This window comes from Halodesulfovibrio sp., from assembly GCF_025210605.1.
Lineage (GTDB): Bacteria > Desulfobacterota > Desulfovibrionia > Desulfovibrionales > Desulfovibrionaceae > Halodesulfovibrio.
The window spans coordinates 1-23,410 of sequence record NZ_JAOARI010000015.1 but is presented as its reverse complement, the minus strand read 5'-3'; the positions used below and the strand labels follow the sequence as shown (position 1 = coordinate 23,410).

Here is a 23,410-nt window from a genome sequence, read left to right as displayed (position 1 = left end):
CCACCTGTCAGATTAATTGAGATTTACGACATGTTGCGTCCAAAGATGCTTTGCATCCATCATAGTTTCAAATGGCGTTCTACTGCAACACATTTTGCCTTGATGCGTTCTCTCGGTATGATATTCAAGTAGCCACAGATCAAGATCTGTTTGCAAGTCATCGAGGCTTGAGTATACTTTTCGCCTGAAAGCAACTTGATAGAATTCATTTAAAACGGTTTTATGGAAGCGCTCGCAAATTCCGTTGGTCTGCGGGTGCCTTGCTTTTGTTTTAGTGTGTTCAATATTACTGATACCTAAGAAAAGCTGATAGTCATGTTGCTCTCGATTCCCGCAATACTCTGTCCCGCGATCAGTTAGAATACGTAATATACCCATTTCTTGCTCTTCAAAGAATGGAAGAACTTTGTCGTTGAGCATGTCGGCGGCTGTAATAGGCGTTTTGGTAGTATAGAGCTTCGCAGCAGCCCATTTTGAATAGGTATCGACGAAGGTCTGTTGGTATATTCGCCCGACACCCTTAATGGTGCCAACGTAAAAAGTGTCTTGGCTTCCTAGATAGCCAGGGTGAGCCGTTTCGATTTCACCGTGGGCACTGTCATCATCCTTCTTGCGTTCCAAGGCTTGAACTTGTGCCTCTGTCAGAACGATACCTTTTTCTGCAGAAAGCTTCTCAAGAGCAGTGAGACGCAGCTTAAAGTTGTGAAGGTCGTGTCGGAGCCAGATTGATCTAACACCAGAAGGCGAAACAAAGATTCCTTTCTTGCGTAGTTCGTTACTTGTCCTTGTTTGCCCATGAGCTGGATAAGAGGTAGCAAATTCAACTACTGCATCTTCAACTTCACGCTCTACCCGATTCTTTAAATTTGGTTTTTTTCGGCTTTTATCAAGAAGTGCTTCGACACCGCCTTCCTCCTTTGCCGCTTGATACCGATAGAAGGTGTCTCGGGAGTAGCCCATTAACTTGCACGCTTTTGAAATATTCCCCAACTCTTCAGCTAAGTTAAGAAGTCCGACCTTGTGCTTTATGACGTTTTGATTGTAAGTTGTCATGAGGTTCTCCTTTGGGCATGGTGCCCGTTTTGGGTGGTCTTCTGATTATTCATCAAAAGGGAGAACCTCTTATTTTTCAAGAGGAAATGTCAGATCAAGTCGAACCTCTTACAAATAATTTTGTTACAAAAAGCCATGTCAGCAAGTTTTGACGTGGCGACTTCTCGACTAAATATTAAAGTGGTGAGCTGGTAGTTTCTGGCTCGCCACTTTTTTTGTGCAGCGTGGAGAAGTTATAGAGTTTTTTCCTTTGCTGCTTAATTCTAATCTACCAATTTTACCTACCTCGTTTTTCGCCCCCCCCCATATGTGGCAAGAATATGTAAGACCCTCCTTACATCCTTCTTTTACGCCTGTATTGGCGGTGTGTTGTGACTCGTCATGTAAACTCCCTCAATTGATATGTGCAAGGAGAGAGTATGAAGTTTGCGAATCGGCATGAAGCAGCAGCCCACTATGCAGAATTATTTAAAGTTGCTCGTAAAGAATCTGAAAGTGCCGCAATCAGTATGATGGCTGAACTAGGTCGTCGTGATCTGTTTTTTTTACTGACCCGAATCATGGGGCGTAAAGATATGGATCACGATTGGCATTTTGCTCGCTGTCAGGAAGTGCAGCAGTCCCCTGATGGTCGACTCGATTTATGGGCAAGGGAGCATTATAAATCGACAATCATTACCTTTGGGCTGACTATTCAGAATATTTTGGTGAATCCAGAAGTAACCGTGGGTATTTTTTCTCATACTCGTCCTATCGCCAAAGGTTTTTTAGCACAAATTAAGCATGAGCTTGAGCAGAATGAAGTTCTAAAACGATGCTATCCCGAAGTATTGTGGGAGTCTCCCAAACGTGAGTCTTCTCGTTGGTCAGTAGATAACGGTATCGTTGTCAAACGAAAGAAGAATCCGAAAGAAGCTACAGTAGAAGCTTGGGGGCTAGTAGATGGTCAGCCGACTGGTAAGCATTTTGAAATCCTTGTTTATGATGATGTGGTTACGCGAGATTCTGTTTCGACACCTGAAATGATTAGCAAGGTGACAGAATGTTGGGCTTTATCGTTAAACCTCGGCATGCATGGTGGTACGCAGCGCTACATCGGAACCCGGTATCACTTCAATGACACATACAAAACAATTATGGAGCGGCAAGGTGCTGTTCCTCGAATATATGCAGCTACAGAAAATGGAAAAGCTGATGGCGCACCAATGTTTCTTGCGCCTGAAGAGTTAGCAAAAAAGCGCAGACAGATGGGACCTTACGTGTTCGGTTGCCAAATGTTGCAAGATCCAAAGGCGGACAGTGTGCAAGGTTTTAAAGAGCAGTGGTTACGGTATTGGCAGCCTTCAGAGCCTGCGCATTGGGAATGCATGAACAGGTACATAGTTGTTGACCCTGCCGGTGAAAAAAAGGCTGGCAGTGACTATACTGTGATGCTGGTGATTGGCTTGGCAGAAGACGGCAATTACTACTTGATTGGCGGGGTGCGCGACAGAATGAATCTTACTGAACGCGCTGCATGTTTGTTTTCTCTACACAGACAATATCGTCCGTTGGCTGTTGGGTACGAACGGTACGGCATGCAGGCTGATATCGAACATCTGCGCTTTGAGATGCAAAATCGAAATTACCGTTTTGAGGTAATTGAGCTTGGGGGAGCTGTACCTAAAAAAGATCGTATTGGTAAACTGGTTCCACTTTTTGAGCAGGGTCGGATGTATCTTCCTATACGTGCTCCGTTTAGAGACCAAGAAGGGGCATGGCGTGATTTAACCAAAGAATTTGTCGCTGATGAATATCTGGCTTTTCCTGTAAGTACTCATGATGACATGCTCGATTGCATGGCACGAGTTTTAGAACCGCTGCTTGGAGCAGAATTTCCTTCTCCACTCATGATGAATGTAGAACAAACTGATCTGGGAAATATGGAGTATGACTTATATGCATAATGGTTACGAGCAATTGCCAGATGGCTTTCACATAAGGGCACATATTCCTCATTATACAGATTGTGTAACCGAACAAGAATTCCAAACAATTTGGCAAACACTCTGCGTTGAAGGGAAAAAAGATATAGTTTTTTACGATGGTCAAATAACAAATGAAAGTAAATTTGTTCAATTTATGCAAGATGATACGAATTATGTCTATGTTGCATACGAAGGGGTAAAGCCGCTGGCGTTAGTGTGGGTAAATAACTTTCTTGGTCGATGTGGGATGATTCATTTTACAATGTTTTACAATTCTAGGGGTAAAGAAGAACTTATTGGTTCGTTTTTATTGAACTTTCTTTTGTTCACAAAGCATCAAGGAGAGTATTGCTTTGATGCGCTCTACGGACTGACACCGAAGGTATATCGACATGCTTTGCGCTTCATCGAAAAGTTGGGGTTTCGATTAGTGGCAGAGATGCCTGCATCAGTTTTTTTTCAAAAAAAAGATCAAAACTGCCTCAAAAGTGCAGTTTTCTCCATTATTCATCGAGATGAGTGTAATTGTCTGAAATAGCGTGTAAAAAACAAAAAACGCCCTAGCTTGTGAAAAACTTCATTTTGTTATAACCATTTGATTATATGTGATATTTTACTGTTTGTATGAACAGTTTGTTTGTAAGAATCTCTGATGACATAAGAAAAATGCAAAAAAAGGGCTCTTGCTTGAACATTCAGTGTGCAAAACTTAAAAGTGGTCATGTTGACGAAATGGTAAAACAGCGTAACATGACCAATGATTCGTTTTAGTCGAATGGGCTTTAGTATTTTGCTTGGTCGAGTTGACTGTACTGGGACTTGCAGTTTTTCGACCGATGGCTAGACCCATATTCCCGAATTTGTTGGGAATGATTACGTCATAGCTGAGGGAAACAGATGTAGTCTGTTTTTCCAATGCACGTTTTAAGCCGCTCGGGTATGTTGAGTGCTAAGGCGTGAAAGAAGCAACAGGAGTATGCTGATGGAAAGCTTTATGTCATGGCTGGAGATGATCGACGGGTGGGTATGGGGCCCTGTAATGCTGACTCTGTTGGTTGGTACTGGTCTCTTGCTTACAATTATGCTGAAGGGCTTACAGTTTAGAAAACTAGGCTATTCTTTGTATCTTGCGCTTATTAAACGCAAAGATGATGATGCCGAAGATGGTGACATTTCAAACTTCGAAGCCCTTATGACCGCTCTTTCTGCAACTGTTGGTACTGGTAACATTGCTGGTGTTGCTACCGCGATTGCGGTTGGTGGTCCTGGTGCTCTTTTCTGGATGTGGGTTACCGGTCTTGTAGGTATGGCTACTAAGTTTGGTGAAGCTGTGCTTGCTGTTAAATACCGCGTAAAAGATGAAAACGGTGAAATGTGTGGTGGTCCGATGTATTACATCGCCCGTGGTCTTGGCTGGAAAGGTCTTGGCACCGCATTCGCGTTTTTCGCTGCTGTTGCTGCATTCGGAATCGGTAACATGGTACAGTCTAACTCTGTAGCACTTGCTGTTAAAGATACTTTTGGTATTGATCCACTTATTGTCGGAATTGTACTTGCAATTCTTTCTGCCCTCGTAGTTCTCGGTGGTATTAAGTCTATTGGTAAAGTTACTTCTATTCTTATCCCGATTATGATTGTCTTCTATGTTGGTGGCGCATTATTTATTCTGCTCACCAATGTCGAAAAAATTGGCCCTGCTTTCGGGCTTGTTTTTGAATACGCATTTAACCCTGTTGCAGCTTCCGGTGGTTTTGCTGGTGCAACAGTAGCAGCTGCAATCCGATTTGGTGTTGCTCGCGGTGTATTCTCTAACGAATCCGGTCTTGGTTCTGCTCCGATTGCTGCTGCAGCAGCACAGACTAAACACCCTGTAGATCAGGCTCTCGTTTCTATGACCCAGACTTTCATTGATACTATCGTTATCTGTACAATGACTGGTCTTGTTATCATTATGTTTAACTGGGATTCTGGTCTTACAAGTTCATCCCTTACTACCGAAGCATTCCGCCTTGGTTTCGAAGGTGGACAGTACATCGTAACCATTGGTCTTATTCTCTTTGCGTACTCCACCATCCTCGGTTGGTGTTACTACGGTGAGAAGTCTATTGAATACCTCCTTGGCGAAGGTGCAGTAAAACCATACCGCATTGTCTACATTGCAGCTATTCTCTTTGGTTCCGTACAGAAAGTTGGTCTTGTTTGGACTCTGGCAGATATCTTTAACGGTCTGATGGCTCTTCCAAACCTTATTGGTCTTATCTTCCTCAGTCCTGTTATTGTTCGTGAAACTCGCGAATACTTCGCAATGAAAGAAGGTGTAGCACCTGAAGCTTTGCGTCATGCTGATAAGTAAGACATCCTCTTAACGTCGAAAGACTCCATCTGTGTATGCAGGTGGAGTCTTTTTTTATGGCAAAGTCGAATCTGCGCGCTAGGGGCAGACGCGCTTTACATAGGCAGAGGGCTTTTCGCGGGGGGGATCGAATGCTGCTGGTGGTGGACTTAATAGACGAAAGTAGCGCCTAGTGATCTAGGTACTGATTGTAGACAAAATCTTTGCTGTGCGCCGGTACTACGTAAATTGATTTGACGCATGCATGGAGACATGTCCTCATGTATGTATGGCTGTTTTACGACTCTGCTGCCTTAGATGCTATATAGGGTAGCTGTGTGTTAGCGCTGAAAAGGAGTCTGAGGCAGCAAGAAGGTGGAGCGGGAGGGAGTAGAAAAGTGAAGATCAATCTTAGAGCATCAAAAAAAGCCCTCACAGAAAAATTTGTGAGGGCTTTAGTGTAAGCAAACTAAGTGCTAAATTATAAGGCTGCCTTCGCTATAGCTTCTGGCTTCAGAGAGGCCAGAGCGCTTTTCATAAGACGTTGCTTGGCAACCTGTAGAAACATCCGCACCTGAGAGAGTTTGAACTCAGCAAGTTCTGTACCCTCAAGCTTGGAAGGGCGGGGCAGTTCTGCTTTAAGCGGATCTACGGCTTTCCCGTTCTTGTGCACTTCAAAGTGTAAGTGCGGGCCGGTTGAACGGCCGGTTGAGCCAACGTACCCGATCACATCACCAGCTTTTACTTTAGCGCCGGATTTAAGTCCTTTTTTGTACTTATGTAGATGCGAGTATGTTGTCTTGGTTGACTTATCGTGACGCATGGCGATGTGTTTACCATATCCACCTTTGCGCCCGACAAACTCAATTGTACCGTCTGCTGCCGCATGGATAGGAGTTCCTGTTGGGGCGGCATAGTCAATCCCTTTATGCAGTATTCTGCGTTTAAGGACTGGATGATTACGGTAGCCAAACTTGGAGCTGAGACGGGCATTGTCTACAAGTTTGATTTTGCCCTTACTTACGATGGTATTCCCGTCTGCATCGTAGTAGGAAGAACCGGATTTCCCTTCAAAAAAGAAGAGTTGCATTGAATATACTCCGTCTAATCGTACATATTGTATACGAGGAGGAATTCCGGATTCTTTGGGGTAGACTTCGTAAATAACTTCAAAGTCAGAGTTTTTTAAGTCTTTTTTAGTGAGTTTCTTTCTCTGTGTAAGCAGCTTGTGTGCTTTTGCAGCGAGAGAAGCAGGGAGTCCAGCATATTGTGCATCTTGCACAAAGGTGTTTTTGATGGTTCCCCGTGCGTGCTGCAATTGCCCCTTGTACTGAGTACGTTCAATTGCAGCTTTAAAGCTTCCGTCCGATTGCAGTCTGATGGCATAACATTTTTTGTTGTCCAACTGCACGCTGAGTAACGTTACTTCCTTTTTCTTCGTTTCAGGAGAAGTTCTCATTGTGAGTTTTAACTGTAACCCCACATCGAAGTGGAAAGCTTTCTGCTTGGAAGTGATAGCAACGATTTTACGCTGTTGCTGAAGCGAAACACCTGCTTTTCTAAGCACCCTGTACAGGGTATCTCCTTTCTTTACCTTGATGGTAACGGTTTTCAGCTTGGTGTTTTCCGGAGCATGCCCCTTGGAGGGTGTGCTCTTTGGATTGATTTGTTTCCAACCACTGATGAGATTGGAAAGATTGTAGCGTTCTTCAATTGCTGCGTTAACTGTCGCTGAAGCGTGTGCGAATGTAAGTGGTGCAAAAGTAGAGATGATTAGTAGTAACGCAATGGTAAAAAACAAATAATCCTTGTGTTGTTCTTTTAAAAAGTAACTTTTCATATGTGTTTTCTCATTTCCCAATGCTTGGTGTGGACTACTTGCTTAAAAAGAGCTTGTCTACCCCTTTTTTTTTGAGTTAAATTGTAGAGTGTTGAATATTGAAAAATGCACTATAACGGGAATCATCATGCGTTGTTTACATTTTTTTACGCTTTGCGACGCTTGGAGACGACCAGATAGCGTCTACCGTTCTAACGTGTAGATGTAACCATAGTCACACCCCTCTCATAGCCCCGTTTCATCAATTAGTACAAAATGATGCAGTAGAGTCGCCTTGCGTGTTGAGCGCAGGGCGATTTTTTTGTTTCGTTCAGCGTTGCAACAGAAAATCTGCTGCCGGAAGGTTGTTTTAAATATTGGGCATGGTTTGGCGAAGCACGGTGACCTTTGAGGGTCACACTCCAACTGACCGGCAGCATTTTATATAGGGAAGGAGGTAACCAATGGGCGGAGGAAAAGGGAAAATTTCTATTCCGGTATCACCACCGGCTCCAGTGCCGCCACCAGCACCGCCAGTGCAGGAAGGGAATGGCGTAAAAAAGGCAGATTTGTACTCCAGCGTCGTAAACAGTCAGCGAAGCAGAGACACCAGACGCGCAACTATTTTGACAAGTAGTCAGGGGGATGAGTCGGAAGCCCGTGTGAAGAAAAATACCCTGCTTGGAAGCTAAGATAATGCAACCCTGTCCGGTGCTAATCACGGGAATAGACAGGCGCACAGGTAGAAGGAACGACTATGTCGCAATCATTATTAAAAACCGTTCGTAACACGTCTGCGTTTCTTGAAGCGCAGCGACAGGACTGGGAACCCGCATGGCGTGATGTTTCTCAGTATGTAGTTCCGCATAAAGGTGTTTTTTCTTTTTCCGGTTCGGGCGGAAGTACACGGTTCAGTACTAAAATTATTGATGGAACCGCCTCGCGAGCTATCCGTATTCTTGCGGCAGGAATGCAAAGCGGGCTGACCTCTCCGGCGCAGCCATGGTTCAGACTGCGGCTTATGGAAAAAGACTTGATGGAGTTCTCACAAGTCCGGCTGTGGCTCGATAAGGTAGAGAACCTGATTTATAATGAACTCGCACATGCCGGTTTTTATCAGGCAGCACACAGTATGTACTCGGAACTGGCAGCGTTCGGTTCAGCAGATATGTACATGGCTTCAGATGACCAAAAGCTGTTCAGCTTTTCGTGTCTGACATGTGGTGAGTTTGCATGGGCATCCGACAGATACGGAAAAATTGATACAGTACTGCGCCGTACAAAAATGACTGCACGCCAGCTGGCAACACAGTTTGGTGAAGATGCATTGTCAGCGACCGCTAAAAGGATGCTTGCTCGTGATCCATACAGCATGATTGAAGTCGGTCATTTAATATGTCCACGCGAAGGAAAAAACTTTGCCGGTAAAGGCAACGGGCAGCCTCAGCTTGCGGGAAGTAAAAACATGCCGTGGGCGTCCATCGTTTTTGAAATGGGAACAGATGCAACTACCGTCTTGAATGAAAGTGGTTTTATGGAGTTCCCGCATCTGTGTGGACGATGGGATGTCACCGGTATGGATACATACGGGTATTCTCCGGCAATGGATGTAATGCCCGATGTGAAAATGTTGCAGGAAATGGCGAAAAGTCAGCTGCTTGCGGTGCATAAAGTGGTTAATCCGCCTATGCGGGTTCCGGCAGGATACAAGCAGCGTCTTAATCTTATTCCCGGTGCGCAGAACTTTGTGAACAGTACGCAGCAGGATGCTGTTTCACCGTTGTATCAGATTAATCCCGATATTCAGGCTGTTTCATATAAAATTGATGATGTGCGCCGAGGCATTCGTGAAGGGTTCTTTAACGATCTATTCTTAATGTTCACGGGTGAAGGGCGCAGCAACATTACCGCAACAGAGGTGCTTGAGCGCAGTCAGGAAAAAATGGTCATGCTTGGTCCTGTCATTGAAAGGCATCAGACTGAAATTCTTGATCCCTTATTGGCTCGCATGCTTGGGGTGCTGCAACGCTCTGGTCGCTTGCCAGTAGCTCCACCGGAGTTGGAAGGAAGAGGGTTGCAGGTTGAATATGTTTCAGTTCTTGCACAGGCGCAAAAACTTGCCAGTTCAAATGCCATTCGCCAGCTGACAGAGCAGGTTGGAAGAATGGCAACAGTAGCCCCTTCTGTTTTGGATAAGCTTGATTTTGATCAATGCGTTGATGAGCTTGCTTCAACAGCGGGTGTGCCAGCCAGAATCCTTCGTTCTGACGAGGAGGTGGCTACCCTGCGCAATGCTGCCAAGGAGCAGGCAGAAACAATGCAGATGCCGGAGCATATTGGAAAGCTGGCAAGTGCCGTTTCATCAGTTGTTGATGCCACAAAAGATTCACCAGAGATTCTTGAAGCGCTTGTAGCATCCGCTGGAAGTGACGCTGGAGCAGAATCTCAAAAGCTTGTTCAGGAAGCAATGCAACTGGCTGGGCGATAGCAGGATTAGGTGGCAATGCAAACAGATAGAGAATTGCAGGCTCTTTGCGAGCTGAGCGAAAGTGAGCTTTCGCGGATGCTCACAGAAGAATACGGCAGTGGGCAAGCTCGTGATGCAGACGCGGAAACAAGGATGATTTCGTATCTTCAGGACTTGCGCGATGTGTTGCGGATGGAATCAGGTGCTGGTGTACGGGTGTTGCGAATGTGGCTTGATGAAGCATGTGTGAATAATCGGCTTGCGCGGGATGAAACAATGCGTGAGCGGGTAGCCTTGTTGGAATACTCGCGTGATCGCATGGCAGATATTGCGTTGGCAGACCCCGTAAGCCATGTGCGCTTACAGCTTCAGTTTTCGCAGGAGTGGGCAGGGACAAAGGCGAATGAAATCTAACGCCGCAATCTTGGTAAACAACGGTACGACTATGAGTCGAAGCGGAGGAGAGAGATGCATACCGTGATGGATAAAAACGGAACCGCACCGGAAGTAACAATGGGCGGTGGGCAACATGGTGGTTCCAATATGCAGGATGGGATGTCTGCACATGGGGCTGCACATGGATTTGGTGAGCAGAGCCCAGGGCATACCGTACTGGATGGAGGTACTGAAGCTCCATTGAGTGGTGCTCACCATGGTGGATATTCAGCGAATCCTGAAATGGTACAGGGGGGAATAGGTACCGGAATGGGTGCTGATGCGGGGCAGAGTCCTGCGTTTGCAGTAAAATTCCCGGACGATGTTCCTGTAAGTCAGGAGTTGCTGGATAACTATCAAACATTTTGTGCAGATTGTGGGTTGAGCAACGAACAGGCACAGCAGGCTGTTGATTTCTATTTGAAAGAACAAGCACGTCAGTTGGATGCGGAGCGTGATCTTTCCATGCACATTTTGCAAAACGGTGCATGGAAGGGACAGTTTGAACAGCGTCTTTCTGTAGCAAACAGCGCTGTGCGTGCGTTGGATTCGCAGCTTGGTGGTCGGCTTCAGCCGCTTATTGAAGCAGGTTTGGGCAACAACCACGTCTTTGCTGAAATGATGGCGTGCGTGGGTGATTTGTTGCAGGAAGAAAACTTTATTCCTCATGCGGGTGGCGGTGTAGCTAACCGTTCCATGTCTACTGAAGATTTTTTGCGTAACGAAGTATTTAAAACCCGCTAGGAGGGAGAATTATGGGTGCAACACTAAAAGAGCTTGCAACAGTTCACAGTGCGAAACAGCCGCAGCAGGTAGACAGCCTAACAGAAGAAGCACCAATTCTTGGTGTCATTCCGTTTGAAGAAGCCTCTCATGGTTTGTGGAACATGTATGAAGATGTGACCGATATTGAAGGGGCTGGCTGGGTAGAAATGAATGCTCCGCTTCCAAGTGTGGATGTGACCAGTGACCTTAAAAAGGTCGATTTATCCATCCTTGGTGGTGAAATTGAGTGCCCTGAAGATACAGCACGTATGTTCGGCAACAAAGAAGCATATTTTGCCCGTAAGTTGCCGAAGATTATTCGTAAATCCGGCATGGCTGCGGAACGTCGTATTATTTATGACAATTTCCTTCGCTGGGCTGCGGACAATAAACGACTGATGAGTGCCGGTGCATCAACCGATGATTGCTACTCTATCGTTGCGGTGCGTTTTGTGTCCGGCGAAACAATGGGACTTTACTCCAGTGAAAGCTTTAAAAAAGGTACGCTGCTTGATGTTCAGCCTATCAACGGTGGTCAGCTTTACAAAGCTACATCTGGCAAACATGAAGGTGTGCTCTGCTACGGCTGTCGACTTAAAGCGTACTTCGGTTTGCAGATCGGTAAAGAACATTCTGTTTCAGCACTGGTCAATATTAACAAATCCAATAAACCGACAGCGATGATGATTGATGACCTGCTTGCTGATGTGCGTGCAACCTCCGGCACTACGTACCTCTTTATGCATGGTAAAGCGCAGACTTTGCTTAATGAACATAAAGGCAAGTCACTTCAGGTGCTTGCTGGTGGCAGAGATCTTGATCGTCAGATTACCCATTGGAACGGCGTAGAAATTGTAAGTTCCTACAACTTCCTCGACGGCACTGAAGCAGCACGAACCTTGTAACCCGAAAAGGTAATAATCAATGTACAAGCATACCTTACGAGTCAACGGCGAGTATCTGGCAAAGGCACAAGCTATTCCTTCCAACACCAACGCCGTGGGGAACGGTGGTTCTATTAAAGCTGGCTCTGCTATGGGGGCAATGGAAGTAATTATGGCAGCAGCAGATGCTGTAACACTTCCTGCGCAGACTACTATTACGCTTCAGCTTGAAGGCAGTGACGACAATGCGTCATTTACGCTGATGCCGGTGAATCATTCAGTAACTACTGGTTCCGGTTCTACTAAGTTCGCGGCTGGAGAGGAATTGGCGCGGCTTCCGATTCCTTCCAATGCACCTAAGCATGTGCGTTGCCGCATTGTAACTACTAAAAGCGGTGTGAGCGGCACAGTGGATGTCTTCTGTGACTTCCTGCCACGATAAGTAATACAGGGCGGTAGCAGCCTGCGCGAACGATACAGTCCAGAGGGCGTATGTCCTCTGGACGTTGTATGAACAGAGAACAGGAGTGTCAGTATGAGGTCAGCTGTATCCATTTGTAACAAGGGGTTGCAGTACGTTGGCGGCAGTCCCATTGTGTCGTTGGAAGAAAAAACACGCGGTGCAGAATTGTGCAGTCAGCTCTACGCTCAAGTGTGCGATGAACTTCTTGAAGCGCATCATTGGAGCTTTGCAACTCGCTATGTGCGCTTGCCAAGCTTGCCGGAAGCTCCGCCGTTCGATTTTTCGCACGCGTACCAGCTTCCCGCCGATTGCATAGGTGTTCGACAGTTGCAGGATAGTAAACCGTTTGAAGTGGTAGAAGGGCGTATTTTGTATACGGATAGTCATCCTGCAAAAGCAATAATCACCGTACGCATTACTGATCCGAATTTATATCCAGCAATGTTTATAGAAGTGCTCGCACGAAAGCTGGCTGCGGAGCTTGCTGTTCCGCTTATGAACAGCTCAAAACTGGAACAGAGTATGTACAGTAAATTCAAGGAAGCGTTTGCCCGCGCAGCAGCTGTTGATGGAGCGGAAGGGGTGCAGCAGATTGACGAATCTGATGGCTGGCTGAAAGCACGAGTTCTTTAAGCTGGTGGATATGGAGCGGTAGAGCAACAGGAGGAGTACATGGGTGCGGTAACCGTAACACAAAATAATTTTAACGGGGGAGAGCTTTCCCCGCTGATGGGCGCACGGACAGATCAGGTTCGATATGCCAACGGATGTAAGAAGCTCAAGAATATGGTGGTACTGCCTCATGGTCCCGTGGCAAGACGCCCTGGATTTCAATATGCTGGTGAATGCTATTACCACGACAAAAAAGTGCGGCTAATCCCGTTTTCTTTCAATGCAGACCAGACATATGTTCTTGAATTTGGTCATAGATATTTCCGCATCTGGAAGGATGGCGGGCTGATAGTAAACTATACAGGGCATGCGGTTGAAAAAAGAACGCCTTGGTCAAGCGATATGCTGGCTTCTCTTTCGTTCTGTCAGTCTGCGGATGTTCTTTTTGTTGCCTGTGAATACTGTGCCCCCATTAAGATAAGTCGAAAATCTCACATGGAATGGTACCTTCAGGATGTCATGTTCGGAAGTCGGATGCAGCCGCCTATGTCTCTTATTGCTAAAGCAAAAGGAGAGTCAGTTAGAGAGTACTCGTATGTTGTTACTGCTATTGATCCATTTACTCGTGAAGAGAGTGAGCCTTGTGTTGCGGTGACTGTTCAGGGGCCGGAAACAATTTCCGTTGACTCCAGCATCACACTTACATGGAACTCTGAAAATAAGAATGCAATTTTCGCCATTTACAAATGTTGGAATGAATCTGACAAATACGGATTTGTTGGACATGCATCCAGCAGAAGGTGGGTGGATAGAGGATCGACACCGGATTTTTCAGAAGGATTCCCCATACATCGGTATGTGTTCAATAGCGCAGTAAAATATCCAAGTGTCGTGCAGTTTTATCAGCAGCGCTTGTGTTTTGCTGCCAGTAAAAATCAACCGCAAACAGTGTGGATGAGCCGTTCAGGGAGTTATAACAACTTCAATATTTCAGACCCGCTGCGCGATGACGACAGCATTGAAGCAACTATTGCCGCAGAACGTGTAAACAAGATTGAATGGATGATACCGGGGCGCAAGCTCATTGTTGGAACCGCAGGGAGTGAATGGAGCCTTGGTGGGAGCGACAACAAGGTTATTACTCCATCTTCAATAAAGTTTGAGCGGCAGAGTGTTATTGGCGCTGCTCCTGTTGCTCCTCTGGTTGTTGGAGAAAATATCTTGTTTTTGCAACACGGTGGAAAGGTTATCCGCGAACTGCAATACTCTTTGCAAAAAGACGGGTACATGGGAACGGAACTTTCAATTCTTTCCGAGCACCTTCTTAAGGATAATCCTGTTGTCTCGTGGGCGTATCAGCAGGAACCATATTCTATTGTGTGGTGTGTGCTTGAAGATGGCTCACTTGTGGGTGTGACCTATGAGCGTGGGCATGATGTTATTGGCTGGCATCGACATGAGTCTGACGGGCTGTTTGAATCCGTATGTTGTGTTCAGGGAAGTGACGGTGATGAACTGTGGTGTGTTGTAAAACGCCAGATTGGTGGACAGACGAAACGATATGTTGAACGGCTTGCCCCTTATGCTGTGAGTGACATCAACAATCAGGTCTTTATGGATTCTGCACTTAGTTATCACGGAGATGCAAAAGATACTTTTACCGGTTTGGAGCATCTTGAAGGCAAAACAGTGCAAATTTTAGCTGATGGCTTTGTTCATCCACCGCAGGTTGTAACTGGTGGAAAGATTATTTTAAACTCTCCTGCTGCCGTGGTTCATGTTGGGCTGCAATATACTTCGGAGTTGGTTCCTGTAGAGCCTGAAGTAGTGACCCCGACAGGCGATAGTCGTGGGAAAATGCGTCGCGTGAGCAGGATGTGCGTAAACGTATTTGAAAGTGCAGAAGTAAAAGTGGGGACAGCGGGAAGTGCGCATCAGCGAGTAGCCTTGCGAGATGATGTCGGATTGAATAATCCCCCAGCCTTGTTTAGCGGTGAAAAGGTTGTTGAGATTAATGGTGGATACGAAATGCAGTCAAACGTGCAGTTTACAATGGAAGAACCATTATCTGCAACATTGCTTTCGTACTCGATGGATTTAGAGGTTGGTGATCGATGATTGTCCGCAGAGCAAGTGTTGAAGATGCCGTCTCTTTGCAAGGGCGTTTGCGAAAGGCGGACTATGATGAAGTATGGGCAGCGCATGGACATAATCCGGATGAAGTGTTGGTTGCGTGCGCACTATACTCAACAAAGTTATGGTGTGCTGAGGTGGATGACGCCGTTGCGGCGGTATTTGGCGTTGCCCCCTCTCCATATATTGAAGGCGAGGGACAACCGTGGATGCTTGGTTCAGATGCCATTACTGCTGTTCCCAGAGCCTTTGTTCAATGTCCGCTGGAAATTATTCCGCAAATGCAAAAATTGTTTCCTGTGCTTCGCAATATGGTTGATGCCCGAAATACAAAATCTATCCGATGGCTGGAACGTATGGGGTTTTGCATAGCGCAGGAGACAGTGCCCCATGGTCCATTTGGTATGCCTTTCTATGAATTTTACAAGGAGGAAGAGCTATGTGTTCTGTAGTAGGGGTTGGCGCTCTTTTGGCTGTGGCAGCTACGGCTGTTTCCAGTAATCAAAGTAGTCGAAAGGTTACAATGAGCAGTACTAGCGTAAACACTGCCCCTGTTGATTCTTATGTGGCGAAAACCAAGGCAAACTATGCCCGTGCAGAAGGTAATCGCACTATTAATGAAGCTCGCAATAGATACCTGCAATCTGAGGGGCAGGTGCAAAGTACTCTTGCAGCCGGTAATGTTTCCCTTGGGTCTGGTAGTGCTATAGATTTGTTGGTTAACAATAGGGGGATTGCACAGCGCCAGATGAACACACTGCGGCATCAAAGTGATGTTAAAGCATGGGAATATGATGTTGCCGGAGCAAAAGCAGATGCCAGAAATGTTGTTCAGACAGCGCACGTTGAGCAGGATTCATGGCGAGAGACGTTAACCGACCCTTTATTTATGATTAATACAACACGAAAGGGGCTTTCACTTTTTGGTAAGGTGTCTCAACATGCAGCTAAATAATAAAAAAGCGATGCCGCATGATTCTGTTGAAGCTCTTGCAGCACTTGAACAGATTGTTGGTGCTGAAGAAGCGATGCGGGCAGGAAAGAATGAAGCAGGCTGTGATTTCACAGATATTTTGCGTAAAACCGTTTCGGGTGGAAGTGAGTATGCAAGGGGGGCGGTTGCATCGCAATTGGCGGGAACCGTTTTGCTTCATTCCCAGTCTGATTACTTTGCACAGAAAGAACAGCTTTCGCAGCAGGTGGAGCAGCTATGTCAGCAGCGTCTCCAAGGCTTATGTGCCGATGCTGCTGCATTAGGAAAGGCGTATGCAACCGCCAGTGAATCAAGTAGTGATGCCGCCTCTCGTGAGGACTTGTTGGATTCCCTTACCGAACTACAGCAAAAGGTGACACAGACAGAGGCTCTTGTTTGGAAAGTTCAGGGAGAAAGCGGGGGAAATATCGACAGGCGGAAGAGGGTGAGCGTGTCTGCTGTGGCATGTAGCTTTCTTTGTGAACTTGCTGTGTATAATCCGGTTTCCGGTGCAGCTTTGCTTCCTGATTTTCAAAAGAAGCTGGTAAAGACAGATATGAATACCGTGCTGGATATTCTCCAGCGCAGCGCATGTGACCGAGCCTATCACGCCCTTTCAGACCAGATCGTTTCTGATGCCCCTGAAGAGAGGGCAAAGGAACTTTGTGAGCATTGTAGAGAAAACTCACCTGAAACATTGCAGATTTCACCTGCAAGCTATGCCCTCTTACAGGAACGTATAGAGGTGGAGTGGATGCAGGTAGAGCAGTTGCAAACTGTTCTTGCGGCAATAAAACGCAAAAATACAGCACGTTCTTTCTGCGAAAGTTTGGCACAAGGAGACAGGGTACAGGCAGTTGCCACCTTGGGTGAGTCAAAGGTGTTTTCTGATGCAGAACGCAGAGAACTTTCAAAAACAATTCGACAGCAGCAGTGGAGTACCGAACCTGCTTTTTTTATACAAATTTTTGCTGACGCTGTGGCACAAGAACGGGCTGCACACCCGTACTGTGTTTTTCCTTCTGCATCATTGGCTCCATATGACGCTGTACTTTTATATGAACTACTTGGAGAATACTCACCAAAAAATCAATTTGAAAATGAGCGCTTGGTATCCCTATGGGAACTGTATAGCGAACGATTTTCAGATAAAAAACATGTGTCTTTTTTTCAACGTAAGCAAAAAACATACGAACGTGTCGGAGTAAGTGGTAAAGTGTCGGCTATGACACTTTTACGATACATTGCTGACAGTGTTATTGCAGCACGAAAAAACTCTTGTAGCGTCGATGACATTATTCAAAGCTTCGAAAATAATATGACTCATTAGCGTAAATGTGTTGAAAAAAGATATTTTTTGATGTTGAACATTGTTCATTACAGTTTTGAATTTGTAAGAAGCATTCCGCAGTCACAGTGGTAGGTGATGCCTTTTGTTCACCTTGCTGCATATACTGACAGATTGTTGATACTGTTTAATAAAGCTACATAATATAATGGAGCTTACGCTTTTCTTTGTTATCCTGTTCTTTCTAGGGGATAGGAGATGTCGTGTATCAGCAAGTGAAATGTCTTCAGCAGAATTGTATCGGTTCATGTGGTCGGAGCGAAAGCAAGTACGAGTTTAGCACCCGTTTGCAGGATATAATTCAAGTACAGTATGCGATTGAAACTGCTTTGCTTGAATCTGTCATTAGAAATGCAACACGCGATGGCATCGGGCGCTTGCGAGAACTTGTTTCTCAGCAGAAGGATGTATTGCATTCGGAAATAGAAACAAAACTTGTGTTGCGAAAATTGTATGAGGAGCTGTTTGCACAGGCTTCAAACTGTATGCTCTCCATGTTGGAATCGCAGCTCGTCTCTATGTTTGAAGAGGGTCGAGACCTGTATATGTCCGTGGCGTTTAACCGCAGAACTCTTTATGAACACAATAGAAAGATTCTTTGTTGTGTAGAGGCGCTAGATGAAGTTGGAGCCTGCGCTGCATTGCGTGGGCAGTTGTTACGGATGAATACGTATTACTCTGTGTATCTTTAATGGATAGTACAAAAAAAGCCGCATATGCGGCTTTTTTTGTGTGTCTTGCAACAGAAATATTCGTGCGGAAGTGCAGCGTTGCTGCAAGCAGGTGGTGTTGCTTAGCAGAGAACTTTTTTAAAATTCCGCAAAACAGTTTTGAGCATGTTGTCTGATGGCTCAATAAAGCCGAAATGCATACCGCGAACAAGACCTACCATGGTCGCCATAAGCATATCTGCTGTTTCCTGAGCATCAATATCCGCAAGGATGGAACCGTCTAGCTTACCTTCTTCGATAGAATCACACAGGTAGCCAGTAACATATGCATAAATTTCTTTAATCTGCATAAAGAAATCTTCACTGTTGCCGCAGTAGCGAGTTGGTGCATCGCGGAAAATCAGGGAGAATTCCATGTGGTTCTTTTTAACGAAGACGTAAAAAGATTTAATTACAGATTCAACTTTTTCAAGCGCATTTTCCGGCTCGCGTACTTCGAGATATTTTTCAATATCATCAATAAGCTGGTTTTTTACGTTTGTAATAAGTGTGAGAAAAATATCATCTTTTGTACGGAAGTGACGGAAGATTGTACCTTCTGCAACACCAGCTTCTTTGGCGAGAAGACTGGTAGGTGTGTTGCTAAATCCACGTTCTGCAAAAAGACGTGCAGCAGTATCAAGAATAATATCGCGTTTCATTGTAGCCTCAGCCCTTTATTTGTCAGTATTCAAATCAGTTGCGCCAGTGGGTACTCGCACAGGTGAGAGGGGATAACGCGATACTGTGAGGCTGTCAACGGCTTGAATGATAATTCTACACTATAGAGCGAGTTTTATACTTTTGATTATAATTAGAATAACTCACTGAAACATAATGTTTTTTACTCATTATTCAATACGGGTGAACTGTGTTTATATACGTCTTCAAGCACCCTTCCCGTTGCCATGACTGTCGTCTTGAGTTCTGGCATAAGTGTGCTGATTGCTTCATGATTTTCTGCTTTGGCTGCCCGCTCTACACAGCTCGCAACTTTAACTACTTCACGTAATGCATATTGTTGAGCCTGATGTTGCATTTTTTTTGTAGTAGCTAACACTCCGGCAGTACTTCCTTGTTCGAGATGTTGATGTATCTCATCAAAAATTTCGTTTAATTCAGATGCAATCTGCGGAATTTGTGGCTGAATATTCTCATTTGCGGTTGTTGCTGGAGACTCCAACTTTTCTTGTAGGGCGGTTATGTCGTTTGAAAGTTCTGTTAGCAACAGATCTTCGTTAGATAATCCCTTTTCATGATCTTCAGTGATGCTATCAAGGGCAGATTGGTTGTCAGAGGTGACACGAAGCTTTGCCGCTTGCACTTGTTTCTCGTCTACTTTTTCTTCAACAAGATCCGTTGCCGCATTATCATGGGTAGGACTTTCTTGGAGTGGCTCTGAAGAAGCATCAGTCTCACCACCTTCGTCATCTGTGATTTCGTCTGGAGAAGTTTGAAGCACGGGGTGCGTTGTCTCTTCAACGATAGTAGCGTCTGCAACCTCCTCAGCTTCTTCTAAATGTTCAGGCTCTTCTTTTTCAGAGGCTTCGGCAGACTCGGTAGGTTCGTCGAGTGCCTCTGCTTGCGCTACTGCTTCTTCTTCAACTGTATGATCTTTTTCTTGCTCTAGCTCAGATGAAATTGATTCGTTTGCTTCAGTCTCTTTATTCATGTTGAGAGAATCTGTGGGGTCATCATTCTTTTCACTAGGCGTAAGTACATTTGCTTCCGAAGGAGAAGGCTCTGGCGTTTTCTTTTGAGAAGGTGGTGTGTAGAGACCTAGATTCTCTAAGGCTGACAGGAGTTCTTCTGTCGTTGCTGGTGCGGAAAAGGCTTCTGTGTATCCAGCGCTGCAAAGTAATTCGGCACTGACAGGGCTATTCGCTATCGCGATGGTCGGCGCTAAGCTCTGCTTTTTTTTCTCTGTAAAGGTAGAAAGTTGCGCTAGAATGTCGATAGCATCTTCATTGAGCTCTGTGGCAACAATAACGGCATCTGGTTTTAGTGACTTGTATGTCGAAAGCACGTGTTCAGCAGAATTACCTTCATGCAATTGAAACAGATCAGAATCAAGCAGTGCCGCAATTGAATCTTGCTGTTCTGTGCGTGAATCAAGAACAAGCAGTTGCGGAATAGTTTCTGCTTTCGCATCACTGTGTTCCGGTTGTGAAGTTGTATGCCCTTCTTGTTCGGTAGCAAGCTGTTCTGGTCGAGAATATTCTTCCAGCCGAAGGGTGAAGGAAATAGAAGTTCCAATGTTGGGTTCGGATTCAATACAGAGGAAACCGCCCATGAGATGTACTAACTCGCTGGCAACACTTAGCCCTAATCCTGAGCCACAATATTTTCCGGTATTTTGCTCCGGCTCCTGACAAAAACGCCCAAGTATGTCGTATTTATTCTGAAGCGGAATACCCCGCCCTTGATCTTTTACTGTAACAAGCAGTTGGCTTGTTTTTTCTGTGTGCTGCATCTGAGATACTGAAACCACAATGTCGCCGGAGTTACTGAACCGGATGGCATTTCCAATGACATTGAGTAGAATTTGCATAAGTCGGTTTCTGTCACCGATGAACTGGACAGGAGTTTCGGGTGCAACTTTCCATGCAAGCGTCAACCCTTTCTCTTCTATATGCGGCAACAGTATGTTGTGTGTATCGTTCAAAAGAAGTTGGAGATAAAATTTACGTTTCGTTAGTGTCAGGCGATTGTTATCAGCGCGGTTAAGATCAAGAAGATCTTTTAGCTGTAATTGCAAAACATGCGTCGCTGATTCAATTGTGTGTAGCGCTTCTTTCCCTTCATCAGGTAACGCAAGGTCACTTAGTTTTTCATTCATGCGTGCAATAGTAGTCAGTGGGGATTGCAAATCGTGACTGATTCTTTTGATGATTTTTTGTGTAGCGTTCGTGATGTCTCTTGTGGGTATGTCCGTCGCTACTGAGCGATGGGCAATAGAACCTTTCAGAGCAATTGGTGTAAAGATCATCATTCCCATTGCAACTCCTGCAAAAGGCATAATCTGTAATATGCCAGTGGCATCCGAAGAGTATGCAGGGAGCAAGGCAATGAAGCTACCGAGAGCTGTTAATAGGCAGCCAGCTGTGAAGCGTTTTCCGCCGGGTAGCTTGTGTTTAATAGCTGCATAGCCGGGAATTGCGCCAAGTGCGGCAAAAGCAGGCCATACTGGAAGATAATATAAGGCAGCTGACAGCCCGGGGATTAATGGGGTTATTGCCAGTAGAACACCAAGAAATGAGATACTCCAAAGTTGACGGTCAATAGATTGGGGGCACTTTGCATCATGAAACAGATTGCGACCTATGTGTGGCAAGATAATAAGTGCTAATCCAGGGAGAAGAATTGTCCAAGCTGTGGAAAATTCTAGTCCAACCGTAGCAGAAGGGAGAAAGCCATACGTATAATATGCTGTTGTAAGAAGGGTGTAGGCGCAAAGCCAGAAACAGCTTTCAGTTTTAGTGAAAACAGCTAGAAAGAAATTCAATCCAGCAATTCCAAGTGTCAGCCCGATAAACAGCCAGAAGAATAGCGAAGTGACGAAGAGGGGCATCGCGGTATCTTTAAGTGATATTTGTGGGCGGAACCACATACCGGGTTTGCCGTCTATGCGGAGGTAATACTCCGCAAGACCTGATCGAACAGTCTCAGGTAGCGGGATATGACATCTCGAGATAACAGATGACTTCCAGCGTTGTGGGTTAGTTGCTGGTTTGTAGAATAGCGTAGTAGGGCGGCGTACTTTTCCCCCAAATTGGAGGAAAGGAAAGAAGTCGTTCATTCGCCAACGTTCAAGTTGTTCGATAGGAATTAAAATACGAATCCACGTCCGCTTTACTGAATGTGGGATTGGTGTCTTGTCGAGTGGAGTAAAAACTTCTCTAAACTGTGGAGCTGCTATGTCAACGATGTTTGACTTTGGAGTATTTTCAAAAAAGACATCGTATGCGACTGGAACGCGGCTTCCAGCATTTAAAACATTGCTGAGCGGTGACAGACAAAGCGCAAGTAAAACACAATATGAAGTAAAGCAGATAGTTGCTTTGGAAAATCGTTTGAAGGCAGGTAGCATATGATTCACCGTTATAGATAACTGAATTTTTAATCAGCAGAATCATAGAACGATGATAATTAAATGTCCATAATTCAAAAGAAAAACGCCGCAAGCAAATGCTGCGGCGTTTTACGGTGTAACTTTATTTTAATTACGATGCGCTTCGATAAATTCCTTTAGTGGTTGTCCTTGTGGAGTACGTGCAGAAGGGTTGGTTTTAAGTAATTCTTCCCATGTTGCAATCCCTTTTGCTTTGTCGTTTAAATCATGAAGATATACAATTCCTTTATTGAACAGGGCATTTTTATGCGTCGGGTTGATTTTTAGTGCACTGTTGTAGCTTTCAATGGCTTTTTGATATTGTCCTGCGCGGCGGTACATAGTGCCTAAATCCGTCCATACATTTGCATTTGAAGCGTCCAGCGCAAGGCTTTTATTATATGCGACAATAGCATTTTCAGGACGATTGGTATCATAGTAGGCATTTCCTAGCTGTTGCCATGCTTGTATATTGTCAGGATTGTTGCGTGTCTGACGTTCAAGCTCAAGAATTCTAGAAGCTTGCGCCTGTGTAATTTGTGGTTGTGCTGGTTCTGTTTGCTGGACTGCCGCAGTCGGTTGTGCAGAAGGCTGGGCAGAAAAAATGACTGTGAGCAGGTTGCCGAGGAAGATGCCAAGGCACAGGGCAAGGACAACACACATAATTGTCGTGCTTTTTTTAACATAGACCCCATTTTCAAAATCTTGCTTCAGACGTTCAGCTTCGCGCTTTGTCATAAAAAACATCCGTCCTATATAATGTTAGTAAGTTGGTTGTTACTAAATCAGGTAGCAATTGCAAGAAAGTTTGACAATAAAACTAACTGTAAAAAATATATACACGATTTCGTATTTTATTGAATTTATTGCATATAAAAAGATGGCGTGTGAGCTTGGGTATAACCTTCACGCGATGAACCAAATTGAGTTGACTGGCAGAGAGCATTTGCGTAGAAAATTTTTCACGCTGCCGATTCGTGCAGCACTTATTGTTTCAGATGAAATTTTTGCAAACTTTTTTAAAAAAGAGTTTGACAGTGGGAGGCTGAATGTATAGTAACTCTCCCACGCCACGAAACAAGAGTTGTTTCACAGCAGTACGAAAATAAATTTCAGAAAGTTGTTGACAGCTTAGTGGCAGGGTGGCATAAACGCCATCTCGACGTGAGGCGAAAAGCCGAACGGAGCTTTAAAAAGCTCTTTGACAATTAAATAGCGAATCGGATTGATTTAGAGATCAGCTAGCGTCATCCGCTGTTATGCAGTGGATGTCACAATACAGAATTATTAAACTGGAGAGTTTGATTCTGGCTCAGATTGAACGCTGGCGGCGTGCCT

At 45.1% G+C, this 23,410-nt stretch carries 20 protein-coding genes; 15 read left to right on the top strand and 5 right to left on the bottom strand.

Annotation, left to right across the window (positions count from 1 at the left end):
- Positions 1-12: 12 nt before the first annotated feature.
- Positions 13-1,053, bottom strand: coding sequence for an IS481 family transposase (locus tag N4A56_RS05485; RefSeq protein ID WP_295545599.1), 1,041 nt, complete (start codon positions 1,051-1,053; stop codon positions 13-15).
- Positions 1,054-1,472: 419 nt separating this feature from the next.
- Between N4A56_RS05485 and N4A56_RS05480 the strand changes: the two genes are divergently transcribed.
- The 3 genes from N4A56_RS05480 (at position 1,473) to N4A56_RS05470 (ending at position 5,373) form a co-directional block, all read left to right on the top strand.
- Positions 1,473-2,999 carry a hypothetical protein gene (locus tag N4A56_RS05480; RefSeq protein ID WP_295545597.1) on the top strand — a complete coding sequence of 509 codons (1,527 nt, stop codon included), beginning with the start codon at positions 1,473-1,475 and terminating at the stop codon, positions 2,997-2,999.
- Positions 2,992-3,558, top strand: coding sequence for a hypothetical protein (locus N4A56_RS05475; protein WP_295545595.1), 567 nt, complete (start codon positions 2,992-2,994; stop codon positions 3,556-3,558). Before N4A56_RS05480 ends, N4A56_RS05475 begins: the two co-directional genes overlap by 8 nt.
- A 444-nt stretch (positions 3,559-4,002) precedes the next feature.
- On the top strand, positions 4,003-5,373 hold the full coding sequence (locus N4A56_RS05470) for a sodium:alanine symporter family protein (RefSeq protein ID WP_295545593.1): 1,371 nt from the start codon (positions 4,003-4,005) through the stop codon (positions 5,371-5,373).
- Positions 5,374-5,833: 460 nt separating this feature from the next.
- Here the strand turns inward: N4A56_RS05470 and N4A56_RS05465 are convergent, their stop codons facing one another.
- Positions 5,834-7,192: a M23 family metallopeptidase gene (locus N4A56_RS05465; RefSeq protein WP_295545591.1), complete on the bottom strand. Its 1,359-nt coding sequence runs from the start codon at positions 7,190-7,192 to the stop codon at positions 5,834-5,836.
- Between the two features lie 443 nt (positions 7,193-7,635).
- Here N4A56_RS05465 and N4A56_RS05460 point away from each other — a divergent pair, with 443 nt between their 5' ends.
- The 12 genes from N4A56_RS05460 to N4A56_RS05405 all read left to right on the top strand — a co-directional run bounded on the left by N4A56_RS05460 (position 7,636) and on the right by N4A56_RS05405 (position 17,943).
- A complete protein-coding gene (locus tag N4A56_RS05460; protein ID WP_293671678.1) occupies positions 7,636-7,863 on the top strand; it encodes a hypothetical protein in 228 nt (75 codons plus the stop codon).
- Between the two features lie 65 nt (positions 7,864-7,928).
- On the top strand, positions 7,929-9,659 hold the full coding sequence (locus N4A56_RS05455) for a portal protein (protein WP_295545588.1): 1,731 nt from the start codon (positions 7,929-7,931) through the stop codon (positions 9,657-9,659).
- Positions 9,660-9,674: 15 nt separating this feature from the next.
- A complete protein-coding gene (locus N4A56_RS05450) occupies positions 9,675-10,052 on the top strand; it encodes a hypothetical protein (protein WP_295545587.1) in 378 nt (125 codons plus the stop codon).
- 54 nt (positions 10,053-10,106) lie between these two features.
- Positions 10,107-10,817 carry a hypothetical protein gene (locus N4A56_RS05445; protein WP_295545586.1) on the top strand — a complete coding sequence of 237 codons (711 nt, stop codon included), beginning with the start codon at positions 10,107-10,109 and terminating at the stop codon, positions 10,815-10,817.
- Positions 10,818-10,828: 11 nt separating this feature from the next.
- Positions 10,829-11,743 (top strand): major capsid protein, encoded by a 915-nt coding sequence (locus N4A56_RS05440; protein ID WP_293671674.1) that lies wholly within the window; start codon positions 10,829-10,831, stop codon positions 11,741-11,743.
- A 19-nt stretch (positions 11,744-11,762) separates the two neighbouring features.
- The gene (locus N4A56_RS05435) at positions 11,763-12,164 is read left to right on the top strand and encodes a hypothetical protein (RefSeq protein ID WP_295545584.1); all 402 of its coding nucleotides are present in this window, start codon (positions 11,763-11,765) and stop codon (positions 12,162-12,164) included.
- Positions 12,165-12,257: 93 nt separating this feature from the next.
- On the top strand, positions 12,258-12,818 hold the full coding sequence (locus N4A56_RS05430) for a hypothetical protein (RefSeq protein ID WP_295545581.1): 561 nt from the start codon (positions 12,258-12,260) through the stop codon (positions 12,816-12,818).
- Positions 12,819-12,857: 39 nt separating this feature from the next.
- On the top strand, positions 12,858-14,915 hold the full coding sequence (locus tag N4A56_RS05425) for a hypothetical protein (protein ID WP_295545579.1): 2,058 nt from the start codon (positions 12,858-12,860) through the stop codon (positions 14,913-14,915).
- Positions 14,912-15,382, top strand: a complete 471-nt coding sequence (locus tag N4A56_RS05420) for a hypothetical protein (RefSeq protein WP_295545578.1) — start codon at positions 14,912-14,914, stop codon at positions 15,380-15,382. The genes N4A56_RS05425 and N4A56_RS05420 overlap by 4 nt, the downstream gene beginning before the upstream one ends.
- Positions 15,370-15,885: a hypothetical protein gene (locus N4A56_RS05415; RefSeq protein ID WP_295545576.1), complete on the top strand. Its 516-nt coding sequence runs from the start codon at positions 15,370-15,372 to the stop codon at positions 15,883-15,885. The genes N4A56_RS05420 and N4A56_RS05415 overlap by 13 nt, the downstream gene beginning before the upstream one ends.
- Positions 15,872-17,233, top strand: coding sequence for a hypothetical protein (locus N4A56_RS05410; protein ID WP_295545574.1), 1,362 nt, complete (start codon positions 15,872-15,874; stop codon positions 17,231-17,233). Before N4A56_RS05415 ends, N4A56_RS05410 begins: the two co-directional genes overlap by 14 nt.
- Before the next feature lie 221 nt (positions 17,234-17,454).
- Entirely contained in the window at positions 17,455-17,943 is a 489-nt protein-coding gene (locus N4A56_RS05405; protein WP_293671661.1) for an FCD domain-containing protein, read from the top strand.
- Positions 17,944-18,044: 101 nt separating this feature from the next.
- On the opposite strand, the gene N4A56_RS05400 is transcribed toward N4A56_RS05405, so the two are convergent.
- The 3 genes from N4A56_RS05400 to N4A56_RS05390 form a co-directional block, all read right to left on the bottom strand.
- On the bottom strand, positions 18,045-18,623 hold the full coding sequence (locus N4A56_RS05400; RefSeq protein ID WP_293671660.1) for a TetR/AcrR family transcriptional regulator: 579 nt from the start codon (positions 18,621-18,623) through the stop codon (positions 18,045-18,047).
- Positions 18,624-18,805: 182 nt separating this feature from the next.
- The gene (locus tag N4A56_RS05395; RefSeq protein ID WP_295545571.1) at positions 18,806-22,051 is read right to left on the bottom strand and encodes an ATP-binding protein; all 3,246 of its coding nucleotides are present in this window, start codon (positions 22,049-22,051) and stop codon (positions 18,806-18,808) included.
- A 129-nt stretch (positions 22,052-22,180) separates the two neighbouring features.
- Positions 22,181-22,810, bottom strand: coding sequence for a tetratricopeptide repeat protein (locus tag N4A56_RS05390; protein WP_295545569.1), 630 nt, complete (start codon positions 22,808-22,810; stop codon positions 22,181-22,183).
- Positions 22,811-23,410 lie beyond the last annotated feature (600 nt).

What these genes read in the sequence shown, in the direction of transcription:
- N4A56_RS05475 (WP_295545595.1), top strand. Translation starts at nt 2,992, where the DNA reads ATGCATAATGGTTACGAGCAATTGCCAGATGGCTTTCACATAAGGGCA.
- N4A56_RS05430 (WP_295545581.1), top strand. Translation starts at nt 12,258, where the DNA reads ATGAGGTCAGCTGTATCCATTTGTAACAAGGGGTTGCAGTACGTTGGC.
- N4A56_RS05480 (WP_295545597.1), top strand. Translation starts at nt 1,473, where the DNA reads ATGAAGTTTGCGAATCGGCATGAAGCAGCAGCCCACTATGCAGAATTA.
- N4A56_RS05410 (WP_295545574.1), top strand. Translation starts at nt 15,872, where the DNA reads ATGCAGCTAAATAATAAAAAAGCGATGCCGCATGATTCTGTTGAAGCT.
- N4A56_RS05455 (WP_295545588.1), top strand. Translation starts at nt 7,929, where the DNA reads ATGTCGCAATCATTATTAAAAACCGTTCGTAACACGTCTGCGTTTCTT.
- N4A56_RS05470 (WP_295545593.1), top strand. Translation starts at nt 4,003, where the DNA reads ATGGAAAGCTTTATGTCATGGCTGGAGATGATCGACGGGTGGGTATGG.
- N4A56_RS05400 (WP_293671660.1), bottom strand. Translation starts at nt 18,623, where the DNA reads ATGAAACGCGATATTATTCTTGATACTGCTGCACGTCTTTTTGCAGAA.
- N4A56_RS05440 (WP_293671674.1), top strand. Translation starts at nt 10,829, where the DNA reads ATGGGTGCAACACTAAAAGAGCTTGCAACAGTTCACAGTGCGAAACAG.
- N4A56_RS05460 (WP_293671678.1), top strand. Translation starts at nt 7,636, where the DNA reads ATGGGCGGAGGAAAAGGGAAAATTTCTATTCCGGTATCACCACCGGCT.
- N4A56_RS05445 (WP_295545586.1), top strand. Translation starts at nt 10,107, where the DNA reads ATGCATACCGTGATGGATAAAAACGGAACCGCACCGGAAGTAACAATG.
- N4A56_RS05425 (WP_295545579.1), top strand. Translation starts at nt 12,858, where the DNA reads ATGGGTGCGGTAACCGTAACACAAAATAATTTTAACGGGGGAGAGCTT.
- N4A56_RS05450 (WP_295545587.1), top strand. Translation starts at nt 9,675, where the DNA reads ATGCAAACAGATAGAGAATTGCAGGCTCTTTGCGAGCTGAGCGAAAGT.
- N4A56_RS05485 (WP_295545599.1), bottom strand. Translation starts at nt 1,053, where the DNA reads ATGACAACTTACAATCAAAACGTCATAAAGCACAAGGTCGGACTTCTT.
- N4A56_RS05435 (WP_295545584.1), top strand. Translation starts at nt 11,763, where the DNA reads ATGTACAAGCATACCTTACGAGTCAACGGCGAGTATCTGGCAAAGGCA.
- N4A56_RS05390 (WP_295545569.1), bottom strand. Translation starts at nt 22,810, where the DNA reads ATGACAAAGCGCGAAGCTGAACGTCTGAAGCAAGATTTTGAAAATGGG.
- N4A56_RS05465 (WP_295545591.1), bottom strand. Translation starts at nt 7,192, where the DNA reads ATGAAAAGTTACTTTTTAAAAGAACAACACAAGGATTATTTGTTTTTT.
- N4A56_RS05395 (WP_295545571.1), bottom strand. Translation starts at nt 22,051, where the DNA reads ATGCTACCTGCCTTCAAACGATTTTCCAAAGCAACTATCTGCTTTACT.
- N4A56_RS05420 (WP_295545578.1), top strand. Translation starts at nt 14,912, where the DNA reads ATGATTGTCCGCAGAGCAAGTGTTGAAGATGCCGTCTCTTTGCAAGGG.
- N4A56_RS05415 (WP_295545576.1), top strand. Translation starts at nt 15,370, where the DNA reads ATGTGTTCTGTAGTAGGGGTTGGCGCTCTTTTGGCTGTGGCAGCTACG.